Raw genomic sequence first — 23,667 nt, forward strand, 5'->3', positions numbered from 1 at the left:
CCGAGAACTTTTTAAAATTAGAATATTTGAAAGTGTTTACTCTCGATGGTCTTGTGAACGGAAAGGACATTTTGGTGAACGTAGGAGAGGGTAATCCAGAGAAAATGGAATTCAGCGCGGTGCTTCAGGTGAAGGACATCGATCTGAAACAACTTCTTCCTCCTAAAAGAAGATCCAAGATCGACGACGGAAAGATCAAAGCTGATCTGAACGTTTCGGGTAGAAATCTTGCCGACCCGATTCCGAACGTAAATCTGTTCTTCAGTGTATTTCAGATCGGCGGGGATTTTGCCAAAAGTGCGGTAAATATTTTTACGCCTTCTAATCTATTCACGGATTTTATTTACAATAGTTATGCAGTGGACAAGATCGAAGTGGAATTGTCAAAAGGGCTCGTTTATGCCGTCATTCAGTTTAAGCGTTCCATTTTAAATACGATCATCAATTTGGAAAATAGCCAAATTTCGCAACAGAGGATGCCGCTTGCAAATTTCCTAAAAAGAGCAAGATCCGAAATCGATACATATCAATAAGGAGAGCCCTAAGATGAAAAGTAGAATTCTAAATCAGAAAAATCTAATGTTTTTATTCTTCCTATCTAATTCATTTTTAACGGGTTGCGTAATTAAATCCCCTTCCATTACATTTACCCAGACGCAGACCTCTTCTGAAAAACAGATGATTGGAGAGGATCGAATTTTGGAAAGGGATGGCTGGCTGATCTCTTCGGTCAAAACTTCCTCCGCGGGTTCCGAAGTTTGGAAAAGGGATTTTTCGGGCGATAATTATGCCGGAGGAGATAAGGATATTCTAATGTCTTTAAAAGTTCTCGCATATCTGGCTCCGGAGGTCAGGACCTGGAAAGAGGAAGGGGTTTTAGCCGAAGGTCTTGACGGAAAACTCAGGATCAACCCGGCCGCTGGGATTAGGAATTACCTCCCCAAAAAGGAAGTCAAGTCTCGAATCGATTCCTTGATTACACTTGTTAACGAACATAGAGGTAAGGTGACCGCCTTTCGTTCCGAACCGGATTCTAAGACAGATGCAAAAGAAAAATCGGAACACCTAAAAATTCATCTCGAACAGACTTGGTATCGTCTTGTGGAAAAAGGGGAATACTACGAGAAGTCACCCGGTAAATGGGTGCGTAAGGAATAAGTCATGGTTCGATTTTCCTGCGTATTCTGTTTTTTATTTTTGTATCATTGTTCTATCTTCCGCGCATCCTCCAGGATTAAACCTATAGAGTTTAATTATTCCTCTATCGCCGTAAACTATTTCACACCGGGAAACGAAAAGCCGTTTCCTCTTACCGTACAGAGAGGAAATAATTTATACAATTCTACGACGGCCGATGGAAGATATCTTTTTTATACAACCGGTCAAAAGGGGAATTACGACATTTGGTTTCGCGACTTAAAAAGTTCGATCACGGTTCCGGTTACTACACATCCCGCGCCGGAGTTTAAGCCGGCGATCAGTCCGGACGGAAAAAAATTAGTCTTCGTATCTGAACAATACGACTCTTCCGGGGATTTGGTTCTGCTTGAGATGGATCCGGGTTTGTGGGCCGAAAAAATCCTGGAAGGAAAACGGTTTATAAATTCTGATTTTAGAATATTAACAAATCCTAATTTTAATGTTCCCGGTAAAAAGGATTCGAATGTAGACACGGATCCTTTTTTTGCTCCTGATAGTCGTCATTTGGTGTTTTCCACGGATCGTTTGACTCCGGGAATCCAGAATTTAGTCGTTCTGGATACGGAAAGCAAGGAGCCGATGAAATTATTGACTCAAAGTGGCGGGGCTTCGCCAGCATGGTCTTCCGACGGTAAATCAATCGTCTATCTTTCGTATCAAGAAAACCCTTCCGGTGACGTGTATCTTTTGGATCTTACGTCGGGAAAAAGCGAAAGACTTACAAAGGATTCATATCTTAATTTTTCTCCTTCTCTTTCGGACGATAAACGGTATTTATATTATACTTCGATTCAGAACGACACGAACAAAAATGGACGTTTGGACGAAAGGGATAATAGCCTTATTATAAGAAAGGATTTGAGGACGGGAGTGGTTCGTCAACTGACTTCGGGAAACGATTCGTTGTTTGATTCCAGGTTTTCTTCGTTTAACGGCGGCTCGATTTTGTTTACGGCCGCATATTATAATACTCTAAATATTTATTTTATTCCTGCTTCTGGAGCCGTGCCTAAGGAAAAAAATATCATCTCTCAATACGAACTCGCTCTGCAATATAAGGATAAACAAAGTTTCGAAAATTTCCTTTTGGCGATTGATGCGATCGAGTTTTACTTTTCCAAAGACCCGATTTATCCATTGATCCGATCTAAAGCCCTTCTTTTGAAATACGAAGAGGCGAAAAATTCCGGGAGATTTGCAATTGCGGAAAGCACTAAAAAGGAAATTTTAGCCTCTCGTTTAAACTCGGTTGCGGGACTTGGATACGGACTTTTGCTCACACAAGAAAGAAAAAATTCGATTCCGCTCGCGATCCGGGAGCTCAGGGAGTATTATGAACAAATTCGAACCGTTTCGAAAGTGGAAAATAATCTTCTAGCTTCCCTTTTGGAGGAAGAGGGGGATTTGGCTCAGACGTCCGGGAATTTTCAGCATTCCTTGAAAGTATATGATGAAATTCTAAATCATTATCCGGATTACTATCGGATTCGGGATATCTACCGAAAATTTGGCGATTTACAATACAAAAACGCATCCCTACACGAATATAAGATTCCCGAATCTTTTTTTCAAGTTGCCAACGATCCTCAGGCCGGGAAGGAGGATTTAAGGCTTCTCTACGAACAGATCGACCGGGAAGTGGTTGTAGGAAAGAATTTTCTGGAACGAATGAATGCGGCAGAAATTTCGATTGTATCCAATTCTCTCGAAAAAAAATCTCTTAGGTTGTTTCAATATTTCTTATACGTTAAATCTCTCGGCTTGAACGGAAAGGGTTCGTTTGAGGAAAGTAATTCTTTATTGAATACTTTTTTATCAAACGTTGCAAAGACCGACCCTCTTTTTTTAAAAGGACATCTTCTGAAGTCGGATAATTTCAAAGGGTTAGGAGAAGTTCAGAAGTCTTTTGACGAACTTCGAATCTATTTGGAAGAATACGATCCTCTTCTCGGTGTGGACTTGGATGAAAAGGAGATCGAACGTTCTTTTGTATACTTTGAAAACAAAGCGAGGGATCACGATCGTAGGGGAAACCTTCAGGACGCGGCCTTTCATTATTTTTACAATACTGAAAATATGTTTCTCGTAAAAAATAGAAACCTATTTATAGAAACTCTCTATAAGGAATATGCGATTTATTATCAGAGGATGATGGTAGATTCCGTCTTCAAACTTTCGGGTTCCTTAAGCGAAGAAAAACAAAAAGCGCTTTTGAATAAACTCAATGTGATCGATATCGCCAGCGTGGATCCGCTTTCGGAGGAAGGGCTTGGTTATATCAATCAATATTATAAGGTTGCTGTTCCAAGATCCAGGCCCGTCTTGGATTTAGCAACGTTATACGGTTATTCGTATTATTTAATCAACCGAAGCGTGATTCGAGAGACCTACTACAATGCCGCCAACTCGATGACGCCTGCGAGAAAAGAGGAGATCCTTAGGGACTTTAAACAAGCTGAATATGAGCTGCGGTGGATTATCTTTGCGGATCCGAGGTATTACGAAGCTTATCAGCTTTTGGGTTGGATGTACCAATATGTGGACATTTTGAAAAGCAGGAAGTCTGGAGAGGATCAACCGAACGACGAAGAGAGGTATGCAAGTATTTATAAGAAATATTTTCCTGAGAAAAATTTTGAGGAAAACATTGAACTTTACAGCCAGGTTCTGGAGCTTTTGGGGGAAAATTTTGAAAACAAGAAGGCCCTTTCCGATCTAAGACTAAATCTTGGAAACAATTATTTCCTTTTGAAAAATTATCCGAAAGCCAACGAACAGTATTCGAAAGTAGATTCCCTAGCGAATTATATCATCTCCAAAACCCAGTTCGAAAATTATCGTCAGAAGGTGATATTTCTATTTAATTCCGCGAGATCTTCGATCTATGTAGCCGATTATAGGTCAGCGGTTCAAAAACTCAAAGCCGCTTCCAACTTGTATTTTGAAAACGAATCCAAAAAAACTCTGATTGGAAAGGACAGCGCGGAAAAACTCCAACAATATAAACTCAAACTTGCACTTTTATTCACGTTAACCGGTCTTTCGTATATGGAATCGGGAGAATTCTCGAACGCGATTCTTTATTACAAGGACGCGCTTTCCTTGAATGGGGAAAACGGTTGGATCGATCCCGTCAACCTTCACAACGGATTGGCGTTGTGTTATCAAAAATTAGGAAAGTTTAAACTATCGGAATCGCATTTAGCCGAAGCGGACCGGATCGTTTCGAACCGAAGAAACATCGGTTGGATTCCCAAGGGAGTAAAGCTTACTTTTTGGGACTACATTTGGGATTGGGTTTGGGAGGCCGCTCTTCCGGATGGGGTTCGTATTTCGGGCGAAGGAAGGTTTCCAGAGGCGATTTCTCCTAAGTTTCAACCTTTGATGACTAGTGGAATCCGAGTGAATAACCTAGTTACGTCTATGGAAATCGAAAGAGCTATCGAAGAGATCAATTCCCGTCTGGTTTACGTAAAGTCGAAAAATTTAGGCTCTACGTTAGCGGCTTCTTTTATCCGATCTAATTCGTTTAACGATTTGGGATATTTGCATTTTAAACGGAATGAATTTAAGACTGCAGCGGAAGCCTATGAGCAGGCTGAGAAATTTGAAATCGAAAAAGGTTTTACTTCTAAGGCGAGAACTTCATTTAAAAGAGGACTCTATTCTTACTTTGGACACTTGGAAAATACGGAAGAGGATCCCGAGCTGGAGTTACGAAATCTGCGTTCTGCTTCTGAACGTTTGATTTCCTCCAAATATAATTTTGTAAAAGGTTGTTTGGGTGATGCTCGGTATCAAGAAGAAGAGGTCCATTCCGAAACTAAAAAATGTATATTGAAATTTTATAATGCGTTTCCTGACCATGACCCAACTTTGGCGCTGGTTTATTACTATCAGGGAGAACAGTTTTTTCGAATGGGAGATGTTCTATCTGGTTTTGAGTTATTCGGGCGGGCGGCCGGGCTTTTAGAAAATCCTTCTATGGTTCCTAAAGAGATTGTCGGCCTTGCGGAGGATCCATATACAAGAAAAGAAAGGTTATTGTATTCAATCAGCAGGGCAAATCTTTACGTTCGGTTAGGAGATGCGGAAAAGGCGATTTCGACCTTGAATCTAACTTCCGAATCTGCAAACGAATTTTACTATATCCAAGAGTGGATCGAAACGCTTGTGACTCAGGCGGAGATTTATAGAAAGGAAAAAAGTCACTCCAAAGCAAAGGAGAAGGTCGATCGGGCCGCTACCCTTTTGTTGTCTCATCCTCATTTGATAAACGAACTTAAGTATTTTTTAATATATAAACTTTTTAAAATACAATCAGAACTCAATTTCGAATCAAGTCGATTTTCCGAAGGATTTCAAAGTTTGAATCTGCTTCACAAATTGAATTTGTACCGTCAATTTATGAGAATTCCTCATGAATCGGAAGATCCAAGTTTTACTGGCGATGTCGTAAGGTTGCAAAATATCGTCAGAAAACAAAAATTCGTCTATGCCGCGATTCAGAACGCGTTGGAAAAAAAGGAAAAATCCGAAAGCCTACTCAAGGAATATCAGGACCTTTCTAAGGATTTGGAAAAAGAGCTTGGCGTCATAAATCGTAAAAATCCGGATTTAGATGGATATCTTGGTATATTCTCAAAAGAACCTGCCGTGACCGCTTTGCTCAACTCGGATGAAGGTTATCTTAGAATTGAATCTACCGACGATAAGGTAAGGATCTACCGTGCTACGTCATCCAATGAAGAGTATTTGGATCAAACCGGCAAGTTGGAAGAGGTTTTAAGCCGGATCTCCAATTCGGGAAAAATTCCGTTTGTCTCTCGGAAGATTTGGTTTGTACAATTGGGGGATCATATCGATTTTGAAAGGATTCGCAATATTCTTCCGAAACGATTCTCCTTAATTTTTCGACCTTCTCACCTGAGACCCCTTCAGGAAAAAGATAAAAGAATAGCGCGTAACGTTGCAATTGTAGAAGGATCGCCGAATTACAACTCGACTCTTCCTGTAAAAAAAATCGCTTTCAATCAGATTTTAACCAGGCTTTTGGATACGGATATGCTCGTGGCTCCTTTTCCGAGTATCAGTGGAGATAATTCTTTCGGAGAAAGTTTTTCGGCACAAAATCTATCGATTCGAGATCTTTTTCACAATCGAAGTGAGATTTCTTCTGCTCTTTTCTACGAAAAAACGAAGCTCGACCTCGGAAAAATCTCTGAGGTTTATGAAGTGCTAAACGCATCAGGAATTCGTAATGTTTCAATCTGTCTTTTGGATACTTCCTGCGAAGCTGTTTTTCCGGAAAGAGTTCTGTCCGATTTTGTTCCTGGAAGTTTATTTTTAGGTTCGAGTATTTTGAGGAAAAAAGAAACGCACCGATCCTCTGAAAATTTGCATGTTTTGGCTAGAAAAAACGAAAGAAAAGAAAATTTAAGAGAGGCGTATACCTACGCGTTTTCGTATCGATCTTTTCAAAAAACGGAGAATACGGACCTTTTTGGAGAATTGGATATGCTCCGTTTAAGGTGGAAACTTTCTCCGGGAACTACGATGAAGGAAATCTACGGTGGCCTTTTGAATAACGCGGGAGACGATTCCGTAAAGGATTCGATTTTGTTTTCCGCACTTTTGACCTGCTATCTCGATAAGAATCTTTCCGATTGTGTTTCTTATCCTTTCGAAGACGTGGTGGATTCCTCCAAGAAAAATCTGCTGAAGACGTTGTATTCGTTTAAGAGCGGAGTTCCCGTGTTTCCGTCTGCGTTGAAGGTATTTGATATTTCTCCTTTTTACGATCCTTATTTATATTATAAGAATATTCTAAAAATTGCAAGAATTCACTATGAGCCAGAGATCGGGGAGTTTGCTGGAAAGCTCGCTCTGGAAAGTTCGAGCGATTCCGAAGAAATAAGGGAAGTGGAGGAGATTCTGCAGGGTTTGTATGCGCAGAAGTATTTTTTACAGGGGGCGGCTTTTTCTAAAAATCAAATTCATAGAAAGGAAGAGCTATATATGATTCTTTCCGGAAATTGGAAAGACGTGTTTGAAGTCTTACAAAAGAAGGAAGACGATACCGGGAGGTTTAGAGAAAGATTATTCCGAAATTGGAAAAGGGAGATTACTGGAGCCTGGTTTTCCCCGTATTCCCTATACTCTACAGTTTATGGAAATTCCTCCAAACTTTTCGAATCCTTGGACGCGGAGGAACGGAGTCTTTTGTATCGTTTGATTTTATATTCGGTTCCGTTTCAAGAAAACGAAGAGGTCAACTTACTCGCGGAGTCTTTGGTGCAATACGAATGGGATACTGGGGCAAAGTCCAGAGCTCTTCGTATGACGCTCGGTTACGCTCAAGCCTTATTTTCAAGAGGGGAATTGTCCAAAAGTAAGGTTTGGATGGATAAAATCGGATCACGCTTCGGGGCCAATTCGGAATACGAAAAAATATTCAAAGATAAGAATATTCTAATGAATAAATATCTTTTTCACCGAGGTGAAATCTCCTCGCTCGAAGGCAAGGGCGAAAAATCGGAATGGTTGTCCCTTTACGAAAGGGCGTCAGCAAAGACGCCGAGGGAGTTTATCGAGTTTTTGAATTCTACGATTCGATCCAAACGAGGAAAACATTTTAGTTATGAAGAAAGGATTGAGTTCTTAGATTTGATTACGTATTTACAAAAGATCTGTTTTCAAAAGAACAATTCCGAGGTATTCTTTGATCTCGCTGTAGCTAAGGATCTTTTATCTCTTACCCGGCCTTTGATTTTAAATTCCAATCCCGATTATAAGGATATTCCCGTTTTTGTATCCGTTGCGGAGAAGCTCAAGGAGAAACTTCCCCCGGATCAGGAGTTTCTTGCCGTGATGGATCTGGGACTTGAGTCTTTTTATATCCGTTTTATTAATGGGAAGTCCAGGGGGGACCTTGCTTTTAAAGACAATCGTAAACTTAGAGCTTCCTTGTTTCAATATTTGGAAGAGGCGGCAAGAGGAGGTTACGAGGTTCTGCTTAGAGAGGAACTTGAGAACGAATATAGAAAAAATATCAAACTTGCAAAAAATAAGCTTACCTATCTTTATTTGAGTTCATATCATTTTCGAATTCCTTTGGTTCCAAGAACCGAGGATCGATTTTATCTCGTCAACGATCCAAAATCTCTCATTACAAATCCCATTTTTTCTACGAAGGAGGAATTTTCTCCCGAATATCAAATTCAATTTTTGGCAAGTTCGAAGTCTAAGGAAAGTTGGAAGAAGTCCTTAAAAGATCTTGAAGTTTACGAGGCTGGCTCGGGGAGACTAGGTTCGGATTCGAAAAGCCGTCTTTACATTTTGCAAGAACCCCTAGAGATCGTCAATCAGGTGAGTTTGAGTTTCGGGGGAGGTACTCTTCCAAATTCCTATGGAGTTCCGAAAAAGGGAAATTGGATTTTTACTTCCTCCTATCTAGAAGAGGAGCGTTACGACATTCAAAATTATAGAGACTCTTTTTATTGGATCGGGCAAAATTTTTTAAGTCCGGGGGTCGTCTTTATTGGAGATCAAACGGATACGGCGCATGTCGATTTTCTGAAACGTTTTACCAAACGCAGTGGAACGAAAATTCCACTTTATATTCGATTCCAAGAAGCGGTAGACTCTATTAAGGAAATTTATCCTTTGGATCGAATTTGGAACGGTTATAGACTTTATACGAACAGTTTTATTTCGGAAGAATAAAATTCGACTCTCATTTTATAGAACCTATTTGAATCCAAGTGGAGTTTTGAAGTTTTGATTTCTAAGTACGATATAGAGTCATAACTTGTTTTTAACGGGCCGTCTCAAGTAATTTCTTTCGTTCCTCGTTCGAAAGATCGATAAGGGATCTCATCCTATCGTGGAACTTGGTGAAATTACGATCTGCTTTTTCGAATTCTTTTCGAAAAAAGTCGGAGCCGGAATGATAACGAAGATAACCCACAAAATCCTCGTTATTCCAGTTTTTAGAAGCGAGTTTTTCCGTATGAATCGTTTTGAATTCTTCTTTAGTGGAAAGAAGAATGTTTTTGAATTCGTTTAAAATGCGTTTCTTACCTTCTAGTTTTTCCCGATCGCTGATTTCCGAAACGTATAATTTTTGCAAATTGTCCGCGGTGGAAACCAAGAGTTTTTTTAATTTCTGTGATTCAATTTTTTTGAGAAAAATTTCCTTTTTGATCGGGCTTTCTTTTCCTTCCACGGATTCCAGAAAATGAAAGGTTCCTTCTTCTTCGACGAAGCTCGCATAACTTTCGTTAAATAAGGAATCTCCCGGAAAATAAACCGTAGCGTGCGCCATTTCGTGAAACACAAGAGAGGCGACTTCGTAAGGTTTCGTATCGTTTAGTTGGGAAGAGAAGATCGGATCCTCAAACCAACCGAGAGTGGAATAGCCGGAAGTGATTCTGATCCTCGTATCGAATCCTTTTTCTTTGAGTTCTTTTTCTTCTTCTTTTGCTTTTTCCAAATCGAAGTAACCTTTATAAGGAACTGTTCCCGCAATCGGAAACCACCACGTATAGGATTCCAATTTAAGAGGATAACAGGCGGCAACGTGCCAACCGATTTCTTTTCGGTCCAACTCTACGAAACTTTTAAATCCTGAGGACGAGTTCAGGGCCAATTCTTTGATTCCGTATTCTCGAAACGTTTCGACTTGTTGCAGTTTGGTTTTTAATTCATTCTTTGTGTTCGCATCTTGAAGGATCGATTGGATTGAGCGTCGTTTCAGTAAAATGTCGAGTTGTCCGGTTCCTAAATGCCAAAGATACCCCACACAATTTTCAAAAGTAAAACAAAGAGTAATTAAGATTAAGGTGTGTCTGATTTTGATTTTTGATTTAGGCTTGTTTTTCGAACGAGTAGAATTGAATTTAAGTTCTAACATGGAATTTATACGTTCACTCCCAAAGGTAGTCGTTTTTAACGGAATTCTTTTAGTAGTTCTGACGTTGGTTCTGATTTTTCCGAAGGATTGTTCGTTGTCTTCTCTTTTCTCCGATAAGAGACCGATTAGTCTCAGCAAACAAAAGTCCGCGATCGAAATTCAGAATTCGTTTCGAAACGTTTATCATTTTGTAAAGGATTCTGTGGTATCCATACGAACGAAAAAGAGCGAATCGATAACGAGTCCGTATCATTACTTCGATTTTAAGAGCGAAAGACCTGCTTCTTTTGGAAGTGGATTTTTCGTTCACGAAAAAGGTTATATCGTTACGAATTATCATGTGATTGAAGGTGCGGAAAGTATCGAAGTTATTACTTCCAATGGGAGTGTTCACGCCGCAAAGTATGTCGGAAGTCATGAACGTGCCGATATTGCACTTTTGAAAATCAGGGAAGGTTCTGGATTGCGAGCGGTCATATTCGGAGATTCGGACCAAATCGAAGTTGGAGATTGGGCGATCGCTATCGGTTCGCCATTTGGTTTGGAGCGTTCGTTTAGTGTGGGTGTCGTTTCCGCAAAATACAGGGAAGATTTGGACGAGACTGGACAGACTCACATTCAAATCGACAGCATGATCAACCCCGGAAGTAGTGGTGGACCGCTTTTAAACATTTACGGAGAGGTCATTGGAATCAATCGATTGATTCGGAGCGAAACGGGAAAAAACTCGGGGATCGGATTTGCGATTCCAAGTAACTATGCGCTGAAAATTATCAGAATGATCGAGTCCAATCAGGGTAGACATATTCGTTCTGCAATTCTCGGAGTGATGGCAACGATTCCTCTTCCGGATCACAGAATCGCGCTGGGAATTCCTGGTTCTTGGACAGGAATATTAGTTTATGATATGGAACCTTTGTCTTCGGCTGAACTTGGAGGAATCAAACGTTACGATTTTATTCTGGAGGCGAACGGAGTTCCGATCAAAAATATTAATGATCTGCGCGAACAAGTTGGAATAGTGGGACTTGGGGGCAAGCTCAAGCTCCGTATCTATCGAGAGAAATCGATGCTGGAACTTCTGGTGAAGTTGATTCAAAAATAGCGAGTAAGGATTTTTAAGAAAAAAAGAGGGGACGGGATGAGAAGGAATATCGTTCACAGCGGAGCAGACGCTCTGATCTATGAAATCAGACAGATCGTAGCCGTCGCAAAAAAGTTGGAGGCCTTGGGTCTTCAGATCACTTATGAGAATATAGGAGATCCGATTCTCAAAGGAGAATCTATTCCTGATTGGATGAAAGAAATTGTTTCCAATCTTGTGATGAAAGATAAGTCTTGGGCCTATACCGCCACACAAGGATATGAGCCTACCCGTAAATTTCTCGCTCAAAAGGTGAACGAAAGAGGAGGAGCGCAGATCACTGCGGACGATCTTCTATTTTTCAATGGATTGGGAGATGCCGTCGCAAAAATATTCGGTTTTATGCGACGGGAAGCCAGAGTTTTAGGACCGAGTCCCGCGTATTCCACCATTTCTTCCGCCGAGGCGGCACATAGCGGATATGAACACCTAACGTATAATCTCCTTCCGGAGCATAATTGGATGCCGGATTTGGAGGATATGGAAAACAAAGTACGTTACAACGATTCCATAGCAGGAATTTTACTTATAAATCCTGATAATCCTACTGGCGCAGTATATGATAAAATTCTTATGAAGAAGATCGTATCAATTTGCGAAAAATACGATCTTATGCTAATTTGCGACGAAACATACGCGCACGTAAATTATTCCGATCACGGACCTCTTCATCTTTCGGAGGTCATAGGAGATAAGGTACCGGGAATGGCGCTACGATCCATTTCAAAAGAGTTTCCTTGGCCGGGGGGACGTTGCGGATGGCTTGAGATCTTTAACAAAGAAAAAGATCCTGTTTTTAGCCGTTACATAAAATCGTTGTTAGACGCAAAAATGCTCGAAGTATGTTCGACAACGTTGCCTCAGATGGCGATACCCGAAGTATATTCCCATCCGGCTTTTATCCCGCACTTAAAAAAAAGAAATGAGAAGTTCAAAAAACGCGCACATATTGCAACGGAATATTTTGCAGGATTGAAAGGTGTAAAGGTGGTGGAGCCTAAGGGAGCGTTTTATCTTACGGTGGCTTTTGACGACGATGTTTTAAATTCTGCCATGAAGTTGAATGTGGAGAATAAAAAAGCTGACGAGTTCATCCAGCCACTTTTGATATCCGCCGCAAACGACAGAAGATTTGTGTACTATTTATTGGCTTCCACAGGAATTTGTGTTGTACCTCTGTCTGCGTTTTGTACGTTAAAAGACGGATTTCGCGTAACGTTACTCGAAGAAAGCGAAGAAAAATTCGATTGGATCTACAGGACACTTCGAGATAGAATCGGCGAGTATATCGCTTCCGTTTAAAATTCGTTTCGATTGAGGGTTTATATTTGAAAGGGCCGCTAAAGATCGGATTGATGGATTCCGGAATGGGCGGTTTGTCCGTGCTTAAGGGAATTCTGAAATACGATGCGGAATTGGAGGTCGTATATTACGGAGATCTAAAGAATAGCCCTTACGGAGAAAAAGAAGCCTCTGAAATTATAGAACTTGTCCGAGACGTTTGCAAACGATTGCAAGAAGAACACGTGAACGCAATTTTGCTCGCTTGTAATACGGCTACGTCCGCCGCCGCGCAAATTCTCAGAAAGGAGTTTTCTATTCCTATTTTTGGGATGGAACCGGCGATTAAACCGGCGATATTGCAGAATCCTGGAAAAAAAATCGCGCTTCTGGCAACTCCGGTCACGCAAAGAGAGAAAAAATTACAAAGGCTTAAAACGGAATTGGGAGCGGAAGAATTGATTCTTCCCGTTTCCTGTCCCGGTCTAGCTGGATTGGTGGATAAGGGAGAATTTGACGAGGCAGAAAAATATCTTCGACCTATTTTGAAAAAACTCCGAGAGGAGAATGTGGAGAATCTAGTTCTCGGATGTACACATTATATTTTTCTAAAACATATAATCCTAAAAAACTTTCCGAATGTGAGGATTTACGACGGAAATTCAGGGACAATAAAACATCTATTGAGTTCTTTACAAGTTCGTCAAAAAGTTTCGAATTGGAGTCCAGCTTCCGGGGCCGTTTACAAGCTTATCTTAAACAGCGATGAAGAATTTCACTTTCGATTGGCGACCGAACTTTTGCAATCCGAAAGCGAACTCTAATATAGTCCACAAACCAACTGTTTACGGAGAATGTGAACATGAATTTATTATTTTGGTTTATTTCTTAGAACCCGACCTAAACCTGAAGAGAAGTCACGATCATGATTGTTAAGTCTTTACTTTAATAACAAAATGTAGTAGTTCTCGCAGATTACGTCTCTTTGGAAAGTTTATGTAATTTTAAATCACCTTTTCACCGTTAAACTGAGTAGACGCATTACAATTCTGAGGCAAGTTCTAAGTATAAATTACTTTCTGCTAAAGAGTTCCGACCTGATTTTTTAAAAACCGGTTCTATGGAAATAAATTTCCAAATTGATTTTTAAATTTTTTGAAATAAATTTCTAAACTTTATTCTAAAAATTCGATTGGTTTTTTTCGAATTAGAGTATAATTACGAAAACTTCTTTATAGAACTCGGAGTATTTATGATCCGTTTACTGATCGCGATATTATTCTTTTTCATCGTTTGTAAACCTAAGGCGTTTGAAAGTTCGGACGCAGTTGTGACCTTTCTTAAAGGAAAGGCCTCCATAGTGGAGACTGGCAAGGAACTTTCTCCACTTGCAAATGTAACCGAAAAACAATCCGTCAAAACGGATTCGGATTCAGTCTTGGATCTCACTTCCAAACTTGGTAGTTTTCGTCTATTAGGTGGAAGCACGGCGACTTTAGCCGCTCTCAATGCAGACAATGCTTCTTTTCAGGTTTCTGAAGGAAATGTTCTCATCAAAGCAAGTAAACTCACGAAAGGTCAGAGTCTGTTTGTCGACACTCCTACCGTAGTAGCGGCGGTTCGAGGAACTCAGTTTTGGGGGAGAGTGAACGGTAAAGACGAGACTGGAACGTTTGCGGTGCGGGAAGGGGCTGTTGAAATTACTCGTAAATCCGATAATGCCAAAGTTTTGATCGAAGCGGGACAGGCCGTAGATTTAAGGCCGGGCGATAGGGATCTGAAAACGAGAGCCGCCGCCAAAGAAGAATTGGCTGCCATGGAGCAGATTGACCAAATGAAATGATTTCCTGAATTCCCGAATCTTCGTCCTTAAGTGCCGGATTTCCTTGTGAGTCCGGTTTTTTTTGTGTGCAGGGATTTTGACTTTTTCAAGCTATTCTAAAAAAGAATCGGAACTTGAGAATGGAAGAAAAGATCACATACAAAAGTGTCGGTGTGGATACTGAAAAGGGAAGAGAGTTCGTACAAAAGATCAAACGAAACGTAGAATCTACTCATGGTCCCAGAGTTCTCGGTGGCCTCGGCGGCTTTGCGGGAGCTTACGATGTAAGTATCCTTAAAAAATACAATCAACCCGTTCTTCTTTCCGGTACCGACGGTGTCGGAACAAAAATAGAACTTGCGCGACTATTGAACACTTTCGACACAATCGGAATCGATTTGGTTGCAATGTGTGTAAACGACATTCTCGTTTGCGGAGGGGAACCTCTTTTCTTTTTGGATTATATAGCATGTGGAAGGTTGGATATTGAGAAAATGGATCAAATCGTTGCCGGAATTGTTCATGGATGCAAGTTGTCTAACGTGGCTTTGCTTGGGGGAGAGACCGCGGAACATCCTGGAACGATGAAAGAAGACGAGTTTGATCTTGCCGGTTTTGTGGTGGGAGCGGTCGAAAGAGACTTGATGATAGACGGTACTATGATTCGACCGGGAGATCGGATTTTAGGACTCGAATCCAGTGGACCTCATAGCAATGGTTTTTCTCTGATTCGTAAGCTCCTTTTAAAAGACGGAAAAGATCTTCCATCCGACCCCGAACAAGTGAAGTTCTTAAAGGATTATGCTCTCAAGCCAACTCGAATTTACGTTCAAAGTATATTAAAACTTTTGCAAAAGGTTCCGGTCAAAGGAATGGTACATATCACCGGAGGTGGCTATCAGGAAAATGTTCCAAGGGTTCTTCCGAAAGGGTCCCAGGCAAAATTTTATAAAGACAAAATTCCTTCCGGATATTTTTTCGAAAAGATCAAAAGGGATTATAAACTCGACGAATTGGAACTATTCGGGACGTTCAATATGGGAATCGGTTATATGTTGGTCGTTTCTGAAGAACACGTCGATATTACCGAAGAATTTTTAGAATCTACGGGAGAGTCCGTCCATAGAATTGGAGAGATTGTTTCCGGTAATCGGGAAGAGGTTCAGTTCGTCTAACGGGTATCTACAATGACAACTGGGGATTTGTCATTCAAATCTACGGAACTTGATACAGAGCTGGCCGTAGATCTATAAAGCGGTTGTTGTTTTCTCGGATATTTGTAGAGGTTGAAATCCTGTTATCCGTCTACTTCCATCAAAGATGAAAAAGTTTTTCTTATTTTAAAAATAAAAACTTATCGTGGTGTTTTGAGATCAGTTCTTACTGGAAAGAGGAAAGATTCAGTCTATCAGGAGAATGAATTTCGGTAAAATGAGTAAACCTATCACGTCCTTCTGTTTTTGATGCGTATAACGCACGATCTGCGGATTCGATCAGATTCGTCAGGCAGGCGTTGTCTTCGACTGGAAGAGTTCCCCCGAGAGGAAACGTAAGAGTTGAAATGCCGATACTGATGGTAATGGATCTTTTTTCCCAAGAAAATTCTCTGATGGTTTGAATTAATCTTTCCGTGATTTCTACGGAATCCGTTTGTGAAGCATTCGGTAAGGCGATAATGAATTCCTCACCGCCGTATCTTGCCAGAACGTCGCATTTACGCAAGGTTCTAGTGAGTAAGAGGGCGATTTCAATCAGAACCTTGTCTCCCGCCGGATGACCAAAGTTGTCGTTATAGTCTTTGAAAAAGTCGACGTCGATCATCAATAAAGAAAGGGAGGTTCCCTGACTTTGAGCGAGATGAATCAGACGATTCAAATCCTCGTTGAAGGCTCTTCTGTTTTTGAGTTTTGTCAACGGGTCTGTAGAAGCCTGTTCAAACAACTTATCATTCGCGACTTTGAGTTCTGCTGCAAGTTGGCTAATCTTGCGGTTGGATTCAATCATTTCGCTGATATCCTTTCCGGTCACATAAATTAAACCGGAATGAAGATCAGGAGAGGCTGTCCAGGTGAAATATTTATAATTTCCGTCCGCACAAATGTAACGATTTTGGAAAGAGAAAGTCGGCAAACCTTGGTTTAATTTTTTGAATTCCTGAAAAGTAATTTCCTTATCCTCGGGATGAAGCAAGTGAAATGGGTTTTTCCCAACCAATTCCTCTTCTTTCCAGCCTAAAGTTCGTTCGAAAGCGGGATTTACTAATAGAACTTTGCCTTCTAAATCTACTATTGACAATAGATCTATAGAATTATTCACGAGTTTTTCAAGATCGTATTCTTTTTTAAAGTTCATCGTTGTCTATTTCCATTGTTTTAGTTTTTTATGGAGATACGAGAGATTAATTTTCATTTTTAGAACATATCCGTAAAGTCTCGTTATACAAAATGCATTCGGAGAATAATCGAAAAGTTACTCGATGTTGTACTACTTTTTCATACTTAATACGTTTCCTCAAATAAGAAGAAAATAAATGAGGACTTAAAAAAGAGGTTTTTGTTTTTGTCATAAGAAATCGGTTTGAGAATTGTTTATAAAAAAGTTTTTATACGAAAACAGAATGATTCGTCGATTCTATTCACAGATATTTTCTTTTGCTGTTATGGTAAAATTATTGATTAGGTCCAATTTTATAACTAAAAAGAGAAACTGGAAAGTAAAAAACGAAAATAAGAAACGAATACAATAGAATAAAATGTATTCAAATTATAGAATGTTTGTTTTGAAGGAACTTGAATTATAAAAGCGGAAGATTATGCGGGAGACGTATTTTTACGATGCAATTCTACATAAATTAAAATTTGTCAATTGATAATATGCATTCATGGTGCGGCCCGATAACTTTTTAAAAGTCTCATTCAAGAGAAAGATAGATTGAGCGGAAACATTCTTATCCTTTGGGTTTGTAGGAGGATGGAGCTCAATGAATCTGATAAATCTGTAAAAAGTCGACACTACGTACTGTGGTTCCCGGAGCACCGGAAAGAATCACCACCTTGTTTCCCGGAAAGAGAAATTCGTCCTCTTTGAGTTTCTGATTCATGTATGCGATCATATCTTCCAACCTTGTAAAAAAAGGCATTACGAAAGGTATTACACCTCGATAGAGTTTCATCTTTCTTGCTGTGGTGGCAAATGGAGTGAACGAATAGATCGGAACCTTCGGTCTCATTTCCGAAGTGATCAAAGCGGAATAACCGCTTCTTGTAAAATTAACGATCGCTTTTGCGTGAATTCCGTGAGCGATTTCTCTCGCGGCATTTCCTAAAGCAGTTCTTTCGGATTCTAAGAATGTCTTCTTAATATTCCAGTGGATTTCGTAGATATGGTTGATGGTTTCCGTTTCTTGAATGATCTTCGACATGATCTCTACCGATTCCAACGGATAATGACCGCTTGCGGATTCCGCGGAGAGCATCACTGCGTCCGTTCCGTCCATAACTGCGTTTGCAACGTCACTTGCTTCGGCACGGGTCGGTCTTGGGTTTTCGATCATTGATTCTAACATCTGTGTCGCTGTGATTACCGGCTTGCCCGCTTGATTGAGTTTATAGATGAGTTCCTTCTGAAGGATCGGGACTTTCTCCGTTTCGATCTCGACCCCAAGATCCCCTCTTGCAATCATGATTCCATCTGCGCGTTCTATGATTTCTTCTATATTTTTGATCGCTTCCGGTCTTTCAATCTTTGCGATCAATCCGGCTTCGGATCCTTGCAATAAAGATCTGGCTGATTCCAAATCCGCACCTGTTCGAACGAAACTAAGTGCAACATAGTCTACCCCGAGAGAAAGTGCGAATTTCAAATCTTCTACGTCCTTTTCGGAAAGAGCGGGGGCGGAGATTGGAGTTCCGGGAAGATTGATTCCTTTGTTACTCCATAAGATACCGCCTACAATCACTTTTAAAATTGCGGAGTCCGACTTTTTAAAAATGACTTTCAGAACTAGTTTACCGTCGTCGATGAGGATCTTATCCCCTTCTTTGATATCTTGAATTAGATTTGGATATGTGCAACCGATCGTATGTTCGTCGCCTTGGAAATCTGCGTCGGGGACAATTTGAATCTCTTGATTTTTATGGAGTAAAATGGAATTGAGTTTTAATTTTCCAGTTCGAATTTTTGGACCTTGTAAGTCGGCCATGATTCCCAATGGAAAACCGGAGGTTTGTTCGCATTTGCGTAACGTATCGTAAATTCTTTTGTGAGAATCGTGAGTTCCGTGCGAGAAATTCATTCGAGCGATATCCATTCCCGCTTTGAGCATGGAAAGTATGGTCTCTTCGGAAGAAGAGGCCGGACCGATGGTACAAACGATTTTGGTTTTTTTCCAGTTCTGGATTTTCATGAACGGTAATTATAGATAAACGCCTTCCATTGTTCCAGCTAATATTTCCTCTTTACGAACGGAAACCGAAAAATAGAATGAACCAAAAATAGGCGTCCTCTTCTTGGAGAAGCAGTTAGAACGAATTGGTTTGGTTTATCATCCAGATTATAACATAGATCTGGGGCCTCATATATTTCCGGCAAGGAAATACCAAATGATTTACGATCTTGTAAAACAAGATCGTAAACTCGCAAATCTTTATGTATATAAGCCTGAGCCCGCTAAGGATAAAGATTTGGCATTGGTTCATACTAAAGAATTTTTAAAGGATTTTTTTTCTCTCAAAATTACCGAAAGAACCCAGTATTCGGAGCTTCCACTTACGAAACAAATCGTTCAAAGTTTTGTTTTAGCGGTGGGAGGCACGATACTCGCCACCGAACTGACCGAGAAATACAAGTTCGTTTATCATATTGGCGGTGGTTTTCATCATAGTATGCCTGACCGGGCGGAAGGATTTTGTTATCTGAACGATGCAGCGATCGCGGTTAAATTGTATCAAAGGACATATCCTGGTCGAAAAATTCTCTTTATCGATTTGGATCTTCACCAAGGCAACGGAAATTCAGTTGTATTTCAAGAAGACTCGGACGTATTTACGTTTTCCATGCATCAGGAAAATTTGTATCCTAAAAAAGAGAAGTCGGGACTTGATATTCCCCTTGAAGAAGGAACGGACGACGTAAAGTATCTGGAACTTTTGGTGGAATCTCTGCGTAAGATCGAATCTGATTTCAAACCAGATTTGATTTTTTATATCGCCGGAGCCGATCCATTTGAAGGAGATTCCCTCGGAGATTTAAAACTCACGCTTCAAGGACTACGAAAGAGAGATAAAATTGTCAGAGACTTTGTCTGTGCGTTAGACGTGCCTGCAGTGATTCTTCCGGCGGGAGGATACGCAAAGGACTTTTACGATACGGTGACGATTCACTACAACACTATCAAAGTATTTGCGGCCGATTGACTATGAGTATCTTTTCAGATTCCGATAAAAAAAAAGGAAATCCCGGATTTTGGGACGGCCAAGATCTGGGAATGATCGACATTTCCAGAGAGTTTCAGACTTCTCTTGGAATTGAAAACAGGCTTTTCAATCGTTTTTCGCAAAATGAAGTACAAGAGATGCTTGAAAATTCGGGAATCTTTCGGGTTCTTTTGGCGAGAGGTTATAAAGACTATGAGATTTTTTTGGACGGGATTTCCGACATGGACAATCGAATTTATATCAAAAATCCTTCCGACGAAATTCTAGTTCACATGCGCTTGAAATTTTCCGACTTTCAGTTTAAAAAGCTGGATCAATCTTATAAACTCGTTTATATTGACTGGCTCTTGACCCAGAATTTAAAGATGAAGCATATGAGAGCCAAAAAGAAACTGTTTCAGGGGCAGGAATATCCCGGACTTTCTCTTATGAACGAGATCACCGGCTTTATCAGAATTCTTGCCACAAAATTAGGTGCTTACGGAGCTTTCAACATTCCGGAATATTTTCACGATGCTGTTTTGTTTCATAAGTCCTTTCAGTTTGTGGATCCCGAAAAGGAAGGGAAGTTCCGTGCGATCCTTCATTCCTTTAAAAGAACTAATTTGAGAGAATTGAGTGAGCAGATTCACAACGAAAAGATTTGTGAGGCTTCCACGAAAGAACTTTACGTTTGGAAATACGGGGAAATGGTTTCTTGCATCAATGGGTATTTTGAGTCTGTGCTTTTTGGCGAAGAATATTATAAAAAAGTGGAAAAGATCGTTTCGGAAACCCGGTATTTAAGGAAAACTTAATATGTTGGGATTTTCCTTAAGACCAGAAATCATCATTCTCGACGACGACAGGGACGTCGGAGAAACTCTTGAACTCATCCTAAATAAGCTCGGATATCAGAGCGTATTTTTCGATTCCGTGGAGCAGGGAAAACAATACTTTAAAAGGGAATTAAACCCGATCGTTTTTCTCGATATCCATATGCCGGGCACGAGCGGTCTTGAAATTCTTCCCTATTTTAAGAGTTTAGAACCCAAAACTCAGGTGATCATGATGACAGGAGAAAGGGACATCAACAACGTGGTCACGTCTCTTACGCACAAAGCGAGCGACTTTTTGCTCAAACCTTTTTCGATTCAGACAGTTCAGATAGCTATTCAGAAAGCATATGATTATTATGTTATTCTAAAAGAGAAAGATCTGCGTGAAGAAGTTATCATGCGGGATCTTCGCCTCGCTTCCAGGGTTCAGGGAAAAATATTTTCGATTCCCGATCTGAACCCTTACAAAGTGGAGGCAGATGTGACTCCGGTTTCCTTTGTGAGCGGGGATTTTAACGTGATTCTTAAAAAGGAAAAGTCGATCCTTTTGCTTTTGGGGGACGTGGAGGATCACGGTGTCACTTCCGGACTCATTGCGCTTCTGATGACAACTCTCGCTAGAGAAGAGTTTAAAAATTCCCATGACCCGTCTGTTATCCTTAGAAGGATGAACCAAGAACTTTGTTTGAACATTGGGACTCACAGTATGACTGCCGCCTGCGTGATTCTTTTTCCGAATGAAAAGAAGTTGGTTTATGCCAGAGGCGGGCATCCTTTTCCGGTTCATTTTCACAAAGAAGGATTTTCATTCTTAAATGAAAAGTCGGGTCAACTAATGGGCATTGTGGAAGACTTGGATTTTCCGAATTACGAAATGAACTTCGAGGATAAGGATGTAATCTTTCTTTTTTCCGACGGAATCATAAACAATCTCAATCATCCCTTGATCGAAGAATTGAATCGAATCCACAAGTCGGGTCAGGACTCTGTTAAACGTATGAAAAATGCTTTGGACGATTTTGTTCGTTCTTCGATTCCTTTGAAAGAATATAGGGACGACTCTTCTTATATTCTTTTAGAGATTTCTTGAAAGTTTTACTTTCAAGAAAGATTGTATTTTTGTCGTAAGAATTTTTTGCGAAACTCCGTTCGAAGTCGATCCATGGTATGTTTCTATTGGCGACATCATAAACACAGAAAATTTCAATGAAAATCCGAATTTAATCTTCTTCTTGGAATTGAAAGAGCTCGTCCGGAATTTCTTTTATGGACACCATTGGGAAAGTTCCTTTTCGAATATTCAAAAAAACAAGTTCAGGAAAACTAAAGAACAAGGATTGAAACCCCTTTTGAAATCGTTCTCCTTTGTCTAAGGGTGAGGCGAGTATTCCGATTAGAGTCGCGCCGAGTCCGGCTGTCAAGTTTGCAATTCCGTAGAAAGGTCTAACCCAAAGCACGTCGTCCGTAAAAAGAAGAAAGAAGTGGTCTTCTTGATTGGATCTGTAGATCGAGGAGCTGAGCGTAAGCGATTCCTTAAAATGGATTTTCCAGCTCGGGTTTTGTTTTAATAGTTCTGCCAGTTTTTTTCTTCGATAAGAAAGGAAAATCTTTTTTCCTTCGTTCTTCCAGTTGTTGGAAATCCAATGAGATGCGTAAAATGGAATAAACGAGAACGAAAGTCTGAAGTTGATCTTTTCGTTTGGAAAAGGAATTCTCTTTTGATCAAATGAGTCTTGTACATTTTTGAGGATTTCGGTCGTGCAGTTTTCGGATAGAAGACGGAACGGATAAAGTTTTTTTAAACGGACATGATATTCCAGCTCTCTTGCCTTTGCGAGTTTCAAATATTCTGCAAGTACGGAATTTTCAGGCAAGTGCATCGGAATCAGGAATTTATTTTCTCTTTGAGGAAGCAATTTGTCCCAGGTCACTCGAATTGGAATCGTGTTTCCGATTCCTTTTTGCAGTTCAAAAGCTCGGTTGGATGTGTCTTCCCAAATTTGATATTCTTTTTCCGTTAGTTCCTTTAGGGCGGAGATCTTTTTTCGTGCGAGTGATACGATCGCTGAGGTTTCCTCGGTGATGTGTTGAAGAGCCTGTGTGTCGTCGGAATCTTCCTGGTAAACGATTTGCGGATTGTCCGGAAAGCTGGATAAGAATACCGGAATCCCGGTCCGGATACTTTCTTCGATCGTATGCAGTCGCCCGAGGATCACAAGCGCGCTATAAGCCCAGCCTGGATCTCTTTCGGATAGGACCTGGATCAGTCCTTCGGTTTGTTTTGTGTTGAAATTCTCCAAGAGCGTTTTTTCTTGTTCAGTTAAAGATTCTTTTATATTATAAATTATGAATTCTTCGTTTAAGGACCATTCTTCTCTGAGAATTTGGCACAGTAGGATTCCTTCTAGTATATCGCGAAGTTTTAGATAAGATCCCGGCTTGAAAAACGGGAACTTATCCCGACTCATTTTTTCTGGAAGCGGAGAAAAATCCATTCTCAGGAGTTCGTTGTTTGGAGAGAGAATTTCGTCTTTTAGAGTTCGTTCCAGATGGTTTAGAAAATCTTTCCCTAAGGCGGCTGTAAGTTTTGTTTTAAGATCCTGAGTAAGTTTCGATTTCACTTCTGGAGTGAAATATGCGGTCGCTCGGAGTCCGATTTTTTTTTCAGGAGAATTCAATTCTTCAAGGAACTTTGTTTCTTTTTTTAACATCTCCAGGTTTTGCAGATGTCGGAACTGGACGAGATAAAGATGATTGAGTCCCGATTCTAAGATGGAAACTTCTTTTTGCGTAAGCTTCAACCTGGTAAGCACACTGGTCCGATTGGATATTATGTTGTAATCGAACGCGAAGTCATCGTAGGTTTCCCGAATCAAATGGAAGATATCATCCGGAAAAAATTGATAGTGGTAGACTTTGTTTCCGACTCGAATGCCCGTGTGCCCGCCGCTGGATTGTCCGGTGTTTGCGTCCACATAAATGAAATCAACCGTTGTGGGTGTGGAGTAAAGCCCTGTCGAAAAGAGCAGGGCTATAAAGAGGAGAGCAAGAAA

At 40.4% G+C, this 23,667-nt stretch carries 15 protein-coding genes (1 of these 15 only partly in view); 11 read left to right on the forward strand and 4 right to left on the reverse strand.

The window, feature by feature from the left end; genetic code table 11:
• The 3 genes in view from LEP1GSC190_RS04435 to LEP1GSC190_RS04445 are tightly spaced (at most 13 nt apart) and all read left to right on the forward strand, a layout consistent with a single transcriptional unit that may run on beyond the window.
• A protein-coding gene (locus tag LEP1GSC190_RS04435; RefSeq protein ID WP_036047577.1) for an LIC_11026 family protein crosses the window boundary here: on the forward strand, positions 1 to 533 show its end. Its footprint begins 2,458 nt before the window's first position; 533 of the gene's 2,991 nt are visible here — the last part of the coding sequence; the start codon falls outside the window, past its left edge; the stop codon is at positions 531 to 533.
• A 13-nt stretch (positions 534 to 546) separates the two neighbouring features.
• Positions 547 to 1,158: a hypothetical protein gene (locus LEP1GSC190_RS04440; protein WP_002745600.1), complete on the forward strand. Its 612-nt coding sequence runs from the start codon at positions 547 to 549 to the stop codon at positions 1,156 to 1,158.
• Positions 1,159 to 1,161: 3 nt separating this feature from the next.
• On the forward strand, positions 1,162 to 8,925 hold the full coding sequence (locus tag LEP1GSC190_RS04445; RefSeq protein WP_002745575.1) for a TolB-like translocation protein: 7,764 nt from the start codon (positions 1,162 to 1,164) through the stop codon (positions 8,923 to 8,925).
• 91 nt (positions 8,926 to 9,016) lie between these two features.
• Here the strand turns inward: LEP1GSC190_RS04445 and LEP1GSC190_RS04450 are convergent, their stop codons facing one another.
• Positions 9,017 to 10,114: an aminopeptidase gene (locus tag LEP1GSC190_RS04450; protein WP_002762402.1), complete on the reverse strand. Its 1,098-nt coding sequence runs from the start codon at positions 10,112 to 10,114 to the stop codon at positions 9,017 to 9,019.
• Here LEP1GSC190_RS04450 and LEP1GSC190_RS04455 point away from each other — a divergent pair.
• From LEP1GSC190_RS04455 to purM, 5 genes are all read left to right on the forward strand, one after another.
• On the forward strand, positions 10,113 to 11,219 hold the full coding sequence (locus tag LEP1GSC190_RS04455) for a S1C family serine protease (protein ID WP_002762330.1): 1,107 nt from the start codon (positions 10,113 to 10,115) through the stop codon (positions 11,217 to 11,219). The genes LEP1GSC190_RS04450 and LEP1GSC190_RS04455 overlap by 2 nt on opposite strands.
• A gap of 36 nt (positions 11,220 to 11,255) precedes the next feature.
• Complete coding sequence (locus LEP1GSC190_RS04460; RefSeq protein ID WP_002745612.1) at positions 11,256 to 12,560, forward strand: pyridoxal phosphate-dependent aminotransferase; 1,305 nt, start codon at positions 11,256 to 11,258, stop codon at positions 12,558 to 12,560.
• A gap of 26 nt (positions 12,561 to 12,586) precedes the next feature.
• Complete coding sequence (gene murI / locus LEP1GSC190_RS04465; protein WP_002745538.1) at positions 12,587 to 13,363, forward strand: glutamate racemase; 777 nt, start codon at positions 12,587 to 12,589, stop codon at positions 13,361 to 13,363.
• A gap of 428 nt (positions 13,364 to 13,791) precedes the next feature.
• The gene (lsa19, locus tag LEP1GSC190_RS04470) at positions 13,792 to 14,382 is read left to right on the forward strand and encodes an adhesin Lsa19 (RefSeq protein WP_002745572.1); all 591 of its coding nucleotides are present in this window, start codon (positions 13,792 to 13,794) and stop codon (positions 14,380 to 14,382) included.
• Positions 14,383 to 14,501: 119 nt separating this feature from the next.
• Positions 14,502 to 15,536, forward strand: a complete 1,035-nt coding sequence (gene purM, locus LEP1GSC190_RS04475) for a phosphoribosylformylglycinamidine cyclo-ligase (RefSeq protein ID WP_002745456.1) — start codon at positions 14,502 to 14,504, stop codon at positions 15,534 to 15,536.
• A 205-nt stretch (positions 15,537 to 15,741) separates the two neighbouring features.
• Here the strand turns inward: purM and LEP1GSC190_RS04480 are convergent, their stop codons facing one another.
• Together LEP1GSC190_RS04480 and pyk are read right to left on the reverse strand one after the other, a co-directional pair.
• Positions 15,742 to 16,713 carry a sensor domain-containing diguanylate cyclase gene (locus LEP1GSC190_RS04480; protein WP_002745609.1) on the reverse strand — a complete coding sequence of 324 codons (972 nt, stop codon included), beginning with the start codon at positions 16,711 to 16,713 and terminating at the stop codon, positions 15,742 to 15,744.
• A gap of 625 nt (positions 16,714 to 17,338) precedes the next feature.
• Positions 17,339 to 18,766 carry a pyruvate kinase gene (pyk, locus tag LEP1GSC190_RS04485; RefSeq protein WP_002745475.1) on the reverse strand — a complete coding sequence of 476 codons (1,428 nt, stop codon included), beginning with the start codon at positions 18,764 to 18,766 and terminating at the stop codon, positions 17,339 to 17,341.
• A gap of 103 nt (positions 18,767 to 18,869) precedes the next feature.
• Between pyk and LEP1GSC190_RS04490 the strand changes: the two genes are divergently transcribed.
• Genes LEP1GSC190_RS04490 through LEP1GSC190_RS04500 form a run of 3 tightly spaced genes read left to right on the forward strand, consistent with a single transcriptional unit; the run spans position 18,870 to position 21,704 of the window.
• Positions 18,870 to 19,775, forward strand: coding sequence for a histone deacetylase family protein (locus tag LEP1GSC190_RS04490; protein WP_086005241.1), 906 nt, complete (start codon positions 18,870 to 18,872; stop codon positions 19,773 to 19,775).
• A gap of 2 nt (positions 19,776 to 19,777) precedes the next feature.
• The gene (locus tag LEP1GSC190_RS04495; RefSeq protein ID WP_002745655.1) at positions 19,778 to 20,593 is read left to right on the forward strand and encodes a hypothetical protein; all 816 of its coding nucleotides are present in this window, start codon (positions 19,778 to 19,780) and stop codon (positions 20,591 to 20,593) included.
• Between the two features lies 1 nt (position 20,594).
• Positions 20,595 to 21,704 (forward strand): SpoIIE family protein phosphatase, encoded by a 1,110-nt coding sequence (locus LEP1GSC190_RS04500; RefSeq protein ID WP_002745397.1) that lies wholly within the window; start codon positions 20,595 to 20,597, stop codon positions 21,702 to 21,704.
• 130 nt (positions 21,705 to 21,834) lie between these two features.
• Here the strand turns inward: LEP1GSC190_RS04500 and LEP1GSC190_RS04505 are convergent, their stop codons facing one another.
• Positions 21,835 to 23,589, reverse strand: a complete 1,755-nt coding sequence (locus LEP1GSC190_RS04505) for a hypothetical protein (RefSeq protein WP_002745509.1) — start codon at positions 23,587 to 23,589, stop codon at positions 21,835 to 21,837.
• Between the last annotated feature and the right edge of the window lie 78 nt (positions 23,590 to 23,667).

It is taken from the genome of Leptospira mayottensis 200901116, assembly GCF_000306675.2.
GTDB classification, from domain to species: Bacteria; Spirochaetota; Leptospiria; order Leptospirales; family Leptospiraceae; genus Leptospira; species Leptospira mayottensis.

Excerpts from the sequence above, each read along its gene's own strand:
- LEP1GSC190_RS04440 (WP_002745600.1), top strand. The coding sequence starts at position 547 with ATGAAAAGTAGAATTCTAAATCAGAAAAATCTAATGTTTTTATTCTTC.
- LEP1GSC190_RS04445 (WP_002745575.1), top strand. The coding sequence starts at position 1,162 with ATGGTTCGATTTTCCTGCGTATTCTGTTTTTTATTTTTGTATCATTGT.
- LEP1GSC190_RS04455 (WP_002762330.1), top strand. The coding sequence starts at position 10,113 with ATGGAATTTATACGTTCACTCCCAAAGGTAGTCGTTTTTAACGGAATT.
- LEP1GSC190_RS04450 (WP_002762402.1), bottom strand. The coding sequence starts at position 10,114 with ATGTTAGAACTTAAATTCAATTCTACTCGTTCGAAAAACAAGCCTAAA.
- LEP1GSC190_RS04460 (WP_002745612.1), top strand. The coding sequence starts at position 11,256 with ATGAGAAGGAATATCGTTCACAGCGGAGCAGACGCTCTGATCTATGAA.
- lsa19 (WP_002745572.1), top strand. The coding sequence starts at position 13,792 with ATGATCCGTTTACTGATCGCGATATTATTCTTTTTCATCGTTTGTAAA.
- purM (WP_002745456.1), top strand. The coding sequence starts at position 14,502 with ATGGAAGAAAAGATCACATACAAAAGTGTCGGTGTGGATACTGAAAAG.
- LEP1GSC190_RS04480 (WP_002745609.1), bottom strand. The coding sequence starts at position 16,713 with ATGAACTTTAAAAAAGAATACGATCTTGAAAAACTCGTGAATAATTCT.
- pyk (WP_002745475.1), bottom strand. The coding sequence starts at position 18,766 with ATGAAAATCCAGAACTGGAAAAAAACCAAAATCGTTTGTACCATCGGT.
- LEP1GSC190_RS04495 (WP_002745655.1), top strand. The coding sequence starts at position 19,778 with ATGAGTATCTTTTCAGATTCCGATAAAAAAAAAGGAAATCCCGGATTT.
- LEP1GSC190_RS04500 (WP_002745397.1), top strand. The coding sequence starts at position 20,595 with ATGTTGGGATTTTCCTTAAGACCAGAAATCATCATTCTCGACGACGAC.